Genomic DNA, 13,566 nt, shown 5'->3' with positions numbered 1-13,566 from the left:
TTTTTCGTTATACCAATTAATGGATAAATCGGTATAACGAAAAAGCACTCAGTTGAGTGCTAATTTATCTATTGAGAATATCCGATTGAAATGTTTACCACCATTCCCAGTTACAATTAATACCAGCAATGAATTGCCCCCAGGATCGACCGCCAAACCTTCTGGTTCATAAAAATATCCATTTCCATCAGACAATGCTCTCTTAATACCAATTCTCAGTGTCGTGGCATAATTAATGATGTTTCCGGAAAGGCTATAAGAGAATATTGCTTTATCATTGATTTTTGAATTACCTAAGAGTAAATAAATTTTCTTACCATCACTTGCAATTGACTGTAATGGTCGTAAGTTTCCGTCGCTATCTACAAGGTTATCGGCAGGCATTAGCCATTGATATTTATACGATGAGCTTAAATCTACCGTTTGATCATTGATATGGACGGCTTTTTTTACGACATCTAAGTCATAGACACGGAAAATCATCTTCCGTGAAGCAAGCCGCCCTCTAACAATCAAGTATCTCTGGTCACTTGATATAGTGGGCATTGTTTCATTGATAGAGTAAAAATCTGAATCAAAGAATTTTATCAGCCGTTTTGATTCTAACTTCCCATCTTGAACATAAAAAATTAAAGCATGGTAAGCATCATTTAATGCACTCGTTAATGCATAAATGTTATTTTCATCTTTTTCATAAATAGAAAACCCTTGGTGGCCGATATCAGGATCACTTAAAAATAAATTCCTTCCGCTATTTGAGTATGAATATAATGAAGATGATTTCAATTTTCCGTTTAGTTCCATCGTATAGATGACATCTTTCTTCCCTAGTACAAAGCCTTGAATATTGTCATCCGTGACAATATCCCTGACGTAGTTATCCTTAGCAAAGGCATAGGGGAGCGTTAAGAATATGATTAAAATTAAAGCTCTTAACATTGGCTGTACCTACCATGAGTCATTTCGAATTGATACATTAAGCCAAAATGTGATCTATTTCTTCGATAGCTAGCATTAGCGTTTTGTAGTCATTGTTCCCACGCCAATTCTTCGCATCGATATAGTGATCTTCATGTTGTCTGACTAAGGATAGTGTAATTATTTTTTTAGCTAATCCAGGACGATTATATTTATAAAATATCAGTGATAATTTATAAACTTCGACGCAAGGAATTGTATAGCAGTTATTTTTTAATATTTGCTCAAGGATGCAGTAGAGTATATCCTGTTCGATTGTTTTCAAACTACTAAAATCAATTGTATTAATAGCATCAATAACATTTGCTGTATTAGTTAATCGTAGTGCTTCATTAATAAAATCTTCTATTCCATTTTTTTTGAATAATGAAAATAGATAAATCGTTTTATGCCTTTCAGACGTTACAAATGTATCACATACACTTCTATCAGAAAGCAATGAAGCAATACGCGAATGTTGATTTTTTTCATATAACTGTAATACATAGCTTTCCACCATGAATTTAGTATGAATACCAGCTTTGAAATACATAACATACTCTTCAGGTTTTATCATTTTTGATAAATAAAAATAAGCGTTAATGGCATCAACATTAAATTCAATATCTGGTTTTAAGAATGGAATTAATAATGTGTTAATGTTTTCACTTTTATAATTTTCATCTAATAGAGATAAAATTTCTTCTTTTTCATCCGAAATAAGCGGTAAGTTTTTGATCTTGTTACAGGCATCTACTATTTTTGACGTTTTTATCAGCGCACGAATGTAAAATAAGAATACTCTTTTAGGCCTAATTTTTGGTGACTCACTAAAGTATTTTTTATAGATATTAATGCACTGAGCGAAATCTTTCAATTGATAGCATGCGAGCAGTAAAAGGTAATGATGAACGATATTCATGGCAGGCGTTCTTTCATGATTATCATTGAATGAATATGAGATAGACTTACCTTCTTCCGCATTTAGGATTAAAGACATAAATTTATCAACAACATCGTCTTCTCCAGTTGAGTACCCATGGCCAATAGATAACTCGGTACCCATCAACTTTTGGTTAAACTCTTGTGGGAAAAGAGAGGTCCGTATGGAGTTAACAAGTGATGTTAATTCTTTATTTTCATGAATGAAGGATATGAGGCTAACTTCACTTAAAAGACGCTTAATTCTGTCATGATAAAAGTTAGTTGACTGGAGGATTACATTCTTATTCTCCCGTAACATCTTACCCACGATGGCCAACTGGCTTTTATTATTATAATACTGGATATAAGTCAGTATCGTATGCAGACAGGGTTTTACAGACCGAGTTTTGGTTAATACTTTAAACAGACGCTCAGAGTTAGAATGATCGCTAAATGGGAAGAAGGTATTAATTCTTTCTTTATACTTATCTTGAACTATACAATTGTTCTCAAGACTGTTCTCCAGCTCTTTATTTAGGCTATCTATATCATGAACAACGGGGCCAAAGCCTAGTTCAGGATATTCATAGTAACCTTTTGAGTATGAATGTTCTGAAAAGAATGTATCAATATCAAACTGGAAGTAGATAATCGGCTTCGACATGTAGGCAACATCAAAGGCCACAGAGGAGAAATCGGTGATAAGAATACTCGCTTTCTTGAAAACCTCTTGGAAACTTTCCACACCAAATATTCCTACTTCGACATGTTCTGGGATATTGATATCATCAAGGTAGTCAACGAGATTAGGATGCGGATAAAACAGCACAGAATAGCCATGTTTTATTGATAAATTCTCTAGCTCTTTAGAGTTGAGAAATTGGCTCCACTGTTTACAAAACTCAGATTGATTGAAAAACTCATTTTTTGCTCTTATGCTTGTTTTACTGACTAGTTCACCAGCCAGGCTTTTTCGCCAAGTCGGTAATATTAATATTGTTTTGTGATTAAGCTCAGGTTGTACGAGATTGTCATATCTTGGAAAGCCGGTAAGCACTGTTTCAGTTGATGTATAGCGATATCTTCCGTTTTCCGCGATATCAGCATATTCATGTTGTGCTGCGGTAACTAGATAATCAATTTTTCGGCTGTTTAGCCATTCAGATTGGTCGTCCTTTGTTATGCCGTGTTGCAAAAAGGCAAACTTATAATTCAACATGTCTGAAAAGTGCTTTCTTGGTAAGAAGTTTATAATAGCTGGGTTTGCATGAGATGATAAAAGCATCTTTGAATTAAGCAGTGCGAGACGATGGGTAAGTCCACCAAATTTTATTAATCTAAACCCTTGTTGTTTTAAGCGCTGCCAATCGCAAGAGTCTTTATTTAACAAAAAGAATGCATTAACGTCCTTATGATTATTAGCAATATAGCGATAGAAATGCTCTGCATTATCATCAGCTCTCACTTCATTATCTGTTAATAGCCAAGCGTTAGAGAATTTTTTTGCTACATATTTGTTTCTAGCCAGTTTTCTTAAAATCCTAACTTTAAGTGGAAGTGGTTGGGAAACTTTATTCCTATTATTGATGCTGTTTATCGCTTGATTTATTGTAATACTGTCGGTTTTCTTCCCAGCATACAAAAATTCATTTTTAGTCTCGCCATGGATAATTAAGCTTTGGTTTGCATTTTCAAATGGGATCCATAAATAGATTTCGTTGGAAAATACATGTCCAAGCAGTGTGTATACTCGCGTTTTTAATGATACTGGCAATACATTTTTTTCACCTACTGATATTAATGGTGTAAAGTCTTTGGATGCAGCTATTTTTATTTTAATTTTTTTACCACTAGTATCAGTGTCTTCTATATAACACATATTAAGCGGCGGCATTTCATTAAGTAGCAAATGGTAACCTATTTTATGGATGTGATTATAATTTGAGGATGGAATGTTTTTTACGATCTCTACACCGATTTTGTTGACTATACTTATGATAACGGTAAGAACTTTCTCTTTGGCTTCAATTGATAATATCTCTTCTGCTTTTTTGTTTTTTAAGAAAGACAGAACGATACAGTGAACGAAGTAGAATATTGACCTTCTGGTAACAATACCAATGTTATTTTCATAGAGATATGTATTAAGTGCTGTTAATAAGGGTAGAATGTGTTGTTCATTCTTGGTCAGTTCACTAATGATGACATCTAAACTTGAATCCTGCTGAGGGAAAGTATAAGCATCTTTAATATGAACATAACTTAAGTTATTAGGTATTGAATCAATAGCCCGAACGCAGCACATGATATTCCATAGAAGATTATTTTCTATGTAATCTAACTGTATATTCTTAAATAACGTGCAGTTGAAAATTAAATTTGAGAGTAAAGGTATATATATAGTGTTATTACTGTGACTCAAACTGCCATAAGGGGACTTGATTTTTAAGCTAGTTATCAGAGAATCAGTTTTGGTGCTGTTACTTTCTGTTGATCTCGACGTAATAACTACATTGGTATTCTTTACTATTTTTTCATTGTAATTAAATAATTTTATGAAATTATTGTTTACTTTTTCTCCTTCGAAAATAATTTTAACAAAATCTGAATTTAGTTCTTTAATACATTGATTGATAGTTTTATGGGGATTATCATAATCCCTCGTTTCTGATGTGGCTAAATTGATTATTTTATAGTTAAGTGATTTTGATTTCGCCACATTTGCTGCTGCTTTTAAACTATTTAATGTTAACTGTACTAACTCTTCGTTATCACCTATTATAATAAATCCAAGTGTAACTTTGTTTTTCATAATTAATAATTTATTAAAATAAGTTGAATCATGTAAAAATTGCTTAGGATGCCTAAATAGCTTGCGTATTTTATTAATGTTCATTGTGTTCTCTTGAGTTATATATATTAATTCACTATCTTTATAATTTTAATTTCCTTAGCGGAGTGTTTTAAATATTGCTAAGGTTTGGAGATAGCTTAATTCAAAGTCGATGCGAACTTACCTGGTGCGAAATTAATAATTGGTATTGATTGTTCCTTTCTGAGTGATTTGGAAATTATGATTATGCCATTATGGTCTTGAGTGTTAAATTTAACGGTTAAAGAGAAATTTTAATTTTCTTCTGATTGTATCAATTCGATCTACATGCCCTGGTTTATTATCAAAAAGAATCGAGTGGTCGTGAATGCTAATGTCTCGATCCTTACATAATTCTATGAAAGTATTTATTAATGTTGAACTATATTTCGCTGCGGTTTCATTTTTATTTCCATGAATAGTAGAAAATCGTTCATAATTTTTCTTTCGCGATACATAGTATTCATCGTGACTTGTTTTTTTATGGTAAAGATGAAAAACCATTTCTTTTTTTAGCAAGAAATGCAGACAGTATTCACCTAAATACTTCCTGAATCCAACAGAGAAAAGTGGTGAGCGAGCTATTTTGTTATTAAGGAAGTCACTTGGTGTATCATGTTTTTTATATAGTTTTATAAGGCGAATTAAGAAATCAAAGTCTTCGTAACCGTGACCATGATAATTTGTATCAAAACCCTTTAGTCTTCTAAAATCCTGACTTTTCATTATTGTTATTGAAGACGGACTCGCCATATGAAGAAACTCTTTCCTAGAAAAATTGTAGAATCTATCTTTTAATTCACTTATTGAGACTAAATTATTCGATAATAGCCTTGTTCCATATTTTGTTAAATAAAGACAGGGGAATATAAAGAATTCTTCTTGTGAATTAATTAACTCATTTTTGTATTTAAGAAAGAATGTGAAGTCTGGATGAATGTCAACATCTAATAAAATAATGAACTCTGACTTGACTTCTTTAAAAGCAATGTTTCTTAATAGAGATGAGTTAATACTTTCACTTGCTATAAATTCTGATTTTATTATTACATGATCGAATTTACTTAGCTTTTCTTTAAATACCTTATCGTGTGTTGTCCCTCTATCATTGTGGCCAAACACAATTTTAACTTTATGCTTATCAGCCTCTCTGGCTAGATTAATTGATTTTTCAATTATATCTTTGGGTCTGATCTTTAAATCTATTGGAACTATAGATGTTAACATGAATTAATTAAGACCTCTTTGCTATTGTTTGATAGCTAGACCGACCTTTTCTTTCTACAAAAGTCTATATTCCTTCATCCACTTTATAAACTGCAATCGCCTCTTCTACAGATTCGAAATATTTCACCTGATTATTCCGACCAATAAATAGCGCCGCATCACAGAATTCTTTTAGTGAACCTAGGCTGTGAGAAACCATCAGAAAACTCGATTCTTGATGGCGGGATTTGAACAGATCCGCACATTTTTGTTTAAAGCGTGCATCACCGACGGCGGTGACTTCGTCCACCAGATAATAATCAAATTTAAATGCCATACTCAGGCCAAAGCCAAGGCGGGATCTCATGCCTGAAGAATAGGTTTTAATTGGCATATCAAAGTATTTTCCGAGCTCCGCAAAGTCTTCGACAAAAGCCACTTTTTCACGTAATTCGCTGTTGGTTGCATAAAGGCGAGCGACAAACTTAACGTTTTCGCGTCCTGTTAGGCTGCCTTGGAATCCACCGGCTAATCCAACGGGCCATGAGATGGTTTTATCGGTTATGACTTTACCGCTATCGGGCCGATCAATACCGCCAATAACACGTAATAACGTTGATTTACCTGATCCATTGCGACCTATCAGTGCCACGCTTTTATCGGCAGGAAATTCAACCTGTAGATTCTTGAAAACGTAATGTCGGCCGGTAGGGGTACGATAAGATTTAGTGAGATTTTCAATTTTGATCACGAGGTTAGCATCGCCTCTTCACCGTTTCGGTATAGGACTAACCCGATAAATAGACTGACCAAAGCACATAATGCGAGGTAGTGGATGTTAGCCCCTTCGCTGATATAACCCGGAACCACAGCTTCACGGCACAATTCGACCACATGAACTAATGGATTCCATAGCAAGTAGGGCCAGTACTCTTTTGGAATAGCATGCAGTGGGAACATGATGCAGGATATAAAATACAGCGGCTTTAACAGGATGGGCAGGAATTTTTCTGTTTCGGGGAACGTCTTACCTATTACCATAAAAGTCAAACCGACGCCGCAGGAGAAGATAACTAACAAGACCCAAACGAGGATTAATGAAATCAAATTAACGATTTCAAACTCTTCGCCAAGCAGGCCGACAATCGTCATTAGTAAGACATAAACGATTGCATAGATAAGCGTTTCTAACATGGCGCGGGAAATTATTGTGTCGATGGGCCTAACGGGGCGATAGTTAAATAATCCTTGATTAGCTTCTATGGCACCAATCGAGCGGTTACTAATATTAATGAAAACGAAATAGGGGACGATACCGTTAATCAAGAATACGGGGAAGGATATATCGGGCATGGAGCGCTGCATAATATAACCGAAAATACCCAGTAAAATGAGCATATGTGCCATCGGTTCTAATGCCGCCCAGAGATAACCAAGGCGAAATTTGCCAAATCGAGTCTTTATTTCCCTAAGAAACAACGCGTTAACGGCTGATTTTTGTACTTCAAAACCACTGCGGGCCATCTGTAAATTATCCAAAATATTAGTCTGTTTTTTTCCCACGCTACCGCCCCTGATTTATGATGACCAGTAGCAGAAAAATCAAACTATCGATAAGATAGCGATGTGCAAAATACAACCTATGCTAAAGGATGGGTATTGAGCTTTATGCTATAAAATGAAAGGTTAGTTTTAATGTATAGATGATTTTTTAATTACCTACATACGAACATTATCGCAGTGAATTAATCATGTAAAGTTTATTGGATATCTCGCAGTTAACGCTCACGCTTTTATTTTAGGAATTTACGAAAATTCTTAATTTTTATATTGATGTTAATGGTTATTAATATATTGTTACTTGCCTGATTTACTTGGTTTTATATTTACATGTTATGGTTTCGATTTTTATTCAATAATATTTTTCTTATAAGAACATTATAATTATCTGAACTTATTTTTTATTTTATCGTTTATATTTGGACAAACACGATAAGTTATATCGCATTTGTCCGTATTGCTGACTTATTTGTCACTGTTCCGCATTAAAGGATATAGATGATAAAAAAACTAAGAATAAGATGAGTTATTCCCGTTCTAAGGCCCTTATGGGATCCATCTTCGCCGCTCTTTTGGCAGGGAAAAAGCCAAAAATAACCCCGATCAGGCTGGAGCAAACGAATGCGGTGATAATTGAGGTTGCAGAATAAACCATCGAAAAGTTGCTACTGAACTGGCTGAACAGCAGGCCGATACCTAATGACAACATAACGCCGATGCCCCCTCCCAGCAGGCACACTAGCACGGCCTCAATTAAGAATTGTTGCATGATATCGCTGGCTCTTGCGCCGACGGCCATTCGCACACCAATTTCTTTGGTACGTTCAGTGACCGACACTAACATGATATTCATCACCCCAATCCCCCCGACCACCAATGAAATAACGGCAATCATTGAGACTAGCAATGTCATGGTAGACGTGGTTTTCTCAATAGTTTGACGGATGCTATCGGTGTTCATCACGAAAAAATCCTGCGTACCATGGCGTTGGGATAGCAGCCTTGTGACACCCTGCTCGGCATTGGTCAAATCAATATCATCGTTAACCCGTACAGTGATGCTGCGCAAATAAGATTGCCCAAGCATACGTTTCATCGCGGTGGTGTAAGGTATCCAAACGTTTAGGTTTTCGTCACTGCCAAACCCGCTCTGCTTTTTGGCCGCAACCCCAATCACTCGGCAGGGCAGGGAACCCAGTAAGATCACTTTCCCGAGGGGATTTTCCCCATTGGGAAATAATTTATCGCGTGTATTTTCATCAATAACAGCTTCTTGCATCAATCCATCAACACTGGCACGGGTAAATGCCATCCCTTGGTCGAGCGTGTAGCCACGTACCAAAAAGTATTGCTCACCCACGCCGTTCACTGTGCCACTGACGGATTTATTGCCATAACGTAGCGTGGTGCTGGTCGAGACAGTCGGCGTCACGCTGTGAATGTAGCCTTGCTTTGCGAGTGCATCAGCATCAGTGGCGCGTAGGGTTTGAATCGCGGCAGAGCGCATATCACCGAAATCTTTACCGGGGAAGATCTCCAATGTGCTGGTGCCCATGGCATTGATATTGGCTAATACCTGCTGCTGTGAGCCTTTCCCTAACGCCACGACAGACACCACCGAGGCAATACCAATTATGATCCCCAACATCGTTAACAACGTGCGTAAGCGTTGCGCAGCCATCGCCAAGGTTGCCATTTTGAAGGCTTCACGCAGACGGTCACGTTGAGCTTTCCAAGGGGAAAGTGGTGGCTTCGTTTCAATCTCTGGTGCTATCTCATCTGGAACCCTTGGCACTGATTGCGTCTGTTCTACAGCTTGTGGCACCGTTCGGTCAGCAATCACTTCACCATCTCTCAGTTCGATAATCCGCTGAGCATGTTCTGCAATGGTCATGTCGTGGGTGACAATAACCACGGTATGGCCTTGACGATGCAGGTCTTTAAGGATACTTAAAACCTCATTGCCGCTATGTGTATCGAGTGCTCCCGTGGGTTCGTCAGCAAGAATCACCTCGCCACCATTCATCAGTGCTCTGGCAATACTGACTCGCTGTTGTTGCCCGCCGGAAAGCTGACTTGGGCGATATTCCAGCCGGTCAACTAATCCGAGGCGTGATAGTAGGGCGCTGGCGCGTTGACGACGAACTTCACGATCAACACCTGCATAAATAGCCGGGATTTCTACATTCTCTCGAGCGCTTAAATCATTCAATAAATGATAGCGCTGGAAAATAAAGCCAAAATGCTCTCGACGTAGCTCGGCAAGAGTGTCGCCGTCGAGATGTTGTGGAATACGCCCCGCCACCAGATACTCACCTGAGCTAGGTTTATCTAGGCAACCGAGGATATTCATTAACGTTGATTTACCTGAACCTGATGCGCCGACAATCGCGACCATTTCACCGCGATGAATCGTTAAATTGATGTTTTTTAACACCTGCACATTTGTTTCACCGGTCACAAACCAGCGGCTAACGTTATCAAGCTGTAGCAATATCTTTCTTTGGTTTAAGTCAGTCATCGATTACATCCCCATCGGTGGGCCCATACGTTGGGCCTTAGTATTGGCGGACGTGGTATCTGCCTGGCTGACAATCACTTGTTCTCCCGTTTGTAATCCGGAGAGAATCTGAGCTTCGACATTGTTATTTAGCCCGACAGTAACCTCGCGAGTGCTGACGTTACCGTTACTGCTCACCACCTGAACCCGATACTTACCTTGCACATTTTCCAGTGCAGTCGCTGGGATCACGACAGCGTTCTCAACTTTATTGAGCACGATATAGACCTGAGCAGTCATTGAGATCCGTAGGGCACCATTCGGGTTGGCGACATCGAACAGACCGTTATAGTAAATGGCGGTGGTGGTGGAACTACTACTGCTGCTAGAGCTTGATGACGATGTGGTGGTGGTTTCATCGTTTATCGAGTCTGGGGCGGGTTCTATGGCACGTAATGTGGCATTAAAGCGCTCATCCTGTTCGCCTAAAATCGTGAAGTAAACCGGCATTCCTGCTTTGACTTTGACGACATCAGCTTCAGAGATCTGCGCTTCAACCGTCATGGTGTCAAGCTGCGCGACTTTAATGATTGTCGGTGCGCTTTGCACGGCGTTGACGGTTTGTCCTTCTTCCACAGGAATAGCCACGACAGTACCGGCAATCGGGGAGCTAATTTTGGTGTACCCAAGATTGAGTTTGGCGGTATTGACGGCAATTTCAGCCTGCGCAATCTGGGCATCTAACGCATTGATCTCTGCTTGAGTACTCTCTAGCGTGGCTTTGGCGCTATCAAAATCGGCGCGAACCCCCAGCCCCTTGGCGAGGATCTGTTGTTGCCGTTGGTAAGTGAGTTGATTGTTCTGCTGGGTCGCCACTTTAGCTGCGCGCTGGGCGACCACATTTTTCAGCGCTTCTTGTGCATCTTTCAACGCATTTTGTTGCGTAAGGTCATCAATCTCAGCCACTAATTGGCCTTTTTCAACTTGCTGTCCTAGGGTGACATGGAGGGCTTTGATTTGCCCTGAAACTTGCGCGCCGACCGTGACCTGTTTTTTTGCCTTGATACTGCCATCGGCTAATACGGTTTGTTCCAGCGTGCGAGTTTCTGCCGCTGCAGTGATATATCCGGGCTTTTCCGCAGGTGACATGAGTTTGAAGAACAGCACACCACCAGCAATCAGTAGGAGAAGTGCTAAGCCAATATAGCGTCGTTTTGACTGAGTGACCTGTAGCATAATTAATCAAAAATCCTTGAACCACGATGAAGAAAAAGGTGAAACCAAAATTAGGAAGGTAATTTACCGCCATGGCCGCTGAGTGTGAGTTAAGTGGGATTCAAGAATATGTAAGGATTGAGTAAAACTGGCTGCACGCGTATCAAATAGGCATGAAAATAGCGGAAATCAGGCAGGAGAGTAAAAATGAAGATTTTGTTAGTCGATGATGATGTTGAATTGGGCACTATGTTAAGGGAATACCTGAGCGGCGAAGGCTTTAATGCTGAGCTGGTATTAACGGGCAAAGAGGGTATAGAGGGGGCTTTGTCCGGCGACTATACCGCCTTGATTCTCGACATCATGTTGCCTGATATGAGTGGAATCGATGTATTGCGACAAGTGCGTAAAAAGAGCCGTATACCGGTGATTATGTTGACAGCCAAAGGCGACAACATTGATCGGGTGATTGGCCTTGAGATGGGTGCGGATGATTATATGCCTAAGCCATGTTATCCCCGAGAATTAGTGGCTCGGCTACGTGCCGTCTTGCGTCGTTTTGACGAACATCCGGATTTAACCCTTTCGGATAACAGTGAGATTTCCCAAGGAGGCTTAACGCTAAATCCATCAACCCGCAGCAGTGAGTGGCAAGGCAAAGCATTCGACCTGACGGCTTCGGAATTTAATCTGCTGGAATTGCTATTGCGCTCGCCAGATCGCGTGGTCACCAAAGATGAGTTATCGGATAAGGGGTTAGGGCGGCCACGAGAAGCCTATGATCGCAGTGTCGATGTGCATATCAGTAATATCCGTCAAAAGCTGGCTGCGTTGCCAGGCAATACCCTGAATATTGAAACGGTACGCAGTATCGGCTATCGCATTAGATGAGCGTTTTGAATGAAGTGAGATAACAACAGTATGCGTGGACGATTATTCTGGAAAATCCTGCTTGGATTTTGGCTGACTTTTATTTTAATGACGCAGATGCTGTGGGTCGTATTTTCTTTCTACGGCAACCGTCATGAACCCCCCGAGCGCGAAATGGTACGACAGATGGCCCAACTACAGGTTGCATCTGCTGCCTCGGTATTGCATTCCGGTGGGCTGCCCGCGCTAAATGCCATGATTGCTCAATGGCCGGAGGCAGAGAAAAAACAATTAGCTGTCATGCCGACAGCGATGGTCTCGCGAATGGCAGATGCTGTACCAACTGAAGAGCCAACCAAAGGCAATGACCCTGCGACTTATCGTGCGCAAGTGACGAGTTGGGCCCAAAGCCCTGATGGGCAAAGTTATCGTATTAGCTACAACATCGGTGCCAGAAATGAACGTGGCGAACCCTTGGGCGAGAAGCGCCATGAAATACTCAACATTCCGATCCCAATGATCTGGATGGGCCTATTGGGTGGGCTGTTTTTTAGCGCGCTATTAGCTTGGAATCTGACACGGCCAATGCGCCAACTCAGCGCTGGTTTTGATCGCGTCGCACAAGGGGATTTATCGGTGCGTTTGTTGCCCGTCATGCGCCGCCGTCATGATGAACTGACCGAAGTCGCACGAGACTTCGATACCATGGCTGAGCGCCTCGAAGCACTGGTCAGTGCGCGCGAACAGTTGCTGCATGATGTTTCCCATGAGTTACGTTCACCGCTGGCCCGTTTGCAATTGGCTATCGGGCTGGCACGTCAGAATCCCAATAATGTAGAAAATGCCTTACAACGTATTGAGCATGAGTCTGGGCGATTGGATAAAATGATCGGTGAATTGTTGGCATTATCACGTGCCGAAAACCACGATTTGTCTGATGACGACGAATATTTCGATCTGCACGAATTAGTGAAAGTGGTGGTGAACGATGCCCGCTACGAAGCGCAGGTGCCAGGGGTGGACATTTTGCTACAGGTTGCGCCACAACAAGTCGAATACACGGTGAAAGGCAACGCGGAGCTGATGCGCCGTGCCATTGATAACATCGTCAGGAATGCGTTGCGCTTCTCCGCTCATGGTCAGCAGGTCACCGTCACGCTTTCTCCGATTGAGAGGCTTTACCAGATTCAAGTGGCGGATCAAGGGCCAGGGGTTGAGGAAAGTAAGCTATCTTGCATTTTTGATCCCTTCGTGCGAGTAAAGTCTGCAATGTCCGGCAAAGGTTATGGGTTGGGGTTAGCCATCACACGTAAGGTCATTCTGGCCCATGGGGGGCAGGTAGAAGCCAGAAACGGTGAGCAGGGGGGATTGGTGATTACGCTGCGAGTGCCTCGTTGGCGTGCGGCGGATTGATTTATCCGGTCACAAAATGCCACTGGCAAGATGATTACTGATAACAAAA

8 protein-coding genes and 2 pseudogenes are annotated in these 13,566 nt (G+C 40.4%); 3 read left to right on the top strand and 7 right to left on the bottom strand.

The genetic code is table 11. The annotated features are described in order from the left end of the window. Positions 1 to 48 precede the first annotated feature (48 nt). The 7 genes from BN68_RS15305 to BN68_RS15275 form a co-directional block, all read right to left on the bottom strand. Positions 49 to 939 carry a phage baseplate protein gene (locus BN68_RS15305; RefSeq protein ID WP_019212039.1) on the bottom strand — a complete coding sequence of 297 codons (891 nt, stop codon included), beginning with the start codon at positions 937 to 939 and terminating at the stop codon, positions 49 to 51. Between the two features lie 37 nt (positions 940 to 976). Then, positions 977 to 4,777 (bottom strand): CDP-glycerol glycerophosphotransferase family protein, encoded by a 3,801-nt coding sequence (locus BN68_RS23000; RefSeq protein WP_019212038.1) that lies wholly within the window; start codon positions 4,775 to 4,777, stop codon positions 977 to 979. Between the two features lie 210 nt (positions 4,778 to 4,987). After that, a complete protein-coding gene (locus tag BN68_RS15295; RefSeq protein WP_019212037.1) occupies positions 4,988 to 5,980 on the bottom strand; it encodes a galactosyltransferase-related protein in 993 nt (330 codons plus the stop codon). 64 nt (positions 5,981 to 6,044) lie between these two features. Beyond that, complete coding sequence (locus tag BN68_RS15290) at positions 6,045 to 6,710, bottom strand: ABC transporter ATP-binding protein (protein ID WP_019212036.1); 666 nt, start codon at positions 6,708 to 6,710, stop codon at positions 6,045 to 6,047. Continuing rightward, positions 6,707 to 7,483, bottom strand: coding sequence for an ABC transporter permease (locus BN68_RS15285; RefSeq protein ID WP_042806884.1), 777 nt, complete (start codon positions 7,481 to 7,483; stop codon positions 6,707 to 6,709). The genes BN68_RS15290 and BN68_RS15285 overlap by 4 nt, the downstream gene beginning before the upstream one ends. A 562-nt stretch (positions 7,484 to 8,045) precedes the next feature. Next, entirely contained in the window at positions 8,046 to 10,040 is a 1,995-nt protein-coding gene (locus BN68_RS15280; protein WP_019212034.1) for a MacB family efflux pump subunit, read from the bottom strand. A gap of 3 nt (positions 10,041 to 10,043) precedes the next feature. Beyond that, on the bottom strand, positions 10,044 to 11,255 hold the full coding sequence (locus BN68_RS15275) for an efflux RND transporter periplasmic adaptor subunit (RefSeq protein WP_019212033.1): 1,212 nt from the start codon (positions 11,253 to 11,255) through the stop codon (positions 10,044 to 10,046). Between the two features lie 186 nt (positions 11,256 to 11,441). Between BN68_RS15275 and BN68_RS15270 the strand changes: the two genes are divergently transcribed. The 3 genes and pseudogenes from BN68_RS15270 to BN68_RS15265 all read left to right on the top strand — a co-directional run. After that, positions 11,442 to 12,125 carry a response regulator transcription factor gene (locus BN68_RS15270; RefSeq protein ID WP_019212032.1) on the top strand — a complete coding sequence of 228 codons (684 nt, stop codon included), beginning with the start codon at positions 11,442 to 11,444 and terminating at the stop codon, positions 12,123 to 12,125. A 30-nt stretch (positions 12,126 to 12,155) separates the two neighbouring features. Then, positions 12,156 to 12,405 (top strand): annotated as a pseudogene (locus BN68_RS24620) (sensor histidine kinase); the annotation flags it as partial. Positions 12,406 to 12,515: 110 nt separating this feature from the next. After that, a pseudogene (locus BN68_RS15265) lies at positions 12,516 to 13,517 on the top strand (ATP-binding protein); the annotation flags it as partial. Positions 13,518 to 13,566 lie beyond the last annotated feature (49 nt).

The organism is Yersinia massiliensis CCUG 53443, from assembly GCF_000312485.1.
Classification (GTDB): Bacteria; Pseudomonadota; Gammaproteobacteria; order Enterobacterales; family Enterobacteriaceae; genus Yersinia; species Yersinia massiliensis.
This window is presented reverse-complemented; position numbering and strand designations above follow the sequence as displayed.

What these genes read in the sequence shown, in the direction of transcription:
- BN68_RS15305 (WP_019212039.1), bottom strand. Translation starts at nt 939, where the DNA reads ATGTTAAGAGCTTTAATTTTAATCATATTCTTAACGCTCCCCTATGCC.
- BN68_RS15285 (WP_042806884.1), bottom strand. Translation starts at nt 7,483, where the DNA reads ATGGCCCGCAGTGGTTTTGAAGTACAAAAATCAGCCGTTAACGCGTTG.
- BN68_RS15295 (WP_019212037.1), bottom strand. Translation starts at nt 5,980, where the DNA reads ATGTTAACATCTATAGTTCCAATAGATTTAAAGATCAGACCCAAAGAT.
- BN68_RS15280 (WP_019212034.1), bottom strand. Translation starts at nt 10,040, where the DNA reads ATGACTGACTTAAACCAAAGAAAGATATTGCTACAGCTTGATAACGTT.
- BN68_RS15270 (WP_019212032.1), top strand. Translation starts at nt 11,442, where the DNA reads ATGAAGATTTTGTTAGTCGATGATGATGTTGAATTGGGCACTATGTTA.
- BN68_RS15275 (WP_019212033.1), bottom strand. Translation starts at nt 11,255, where the DNA reads ATGCTACAGGTCACTCAGTCAAAACGACGCTATATTGGCTTAGCACTT.
- BN68_RS23000 (WP_019212038.1), bottom strand. Translation starts at nt 4,777, where the DNA reads ATGAACATTAATAAAATACGCAAGCTATTTAGGCATCCTAAGCAATTT.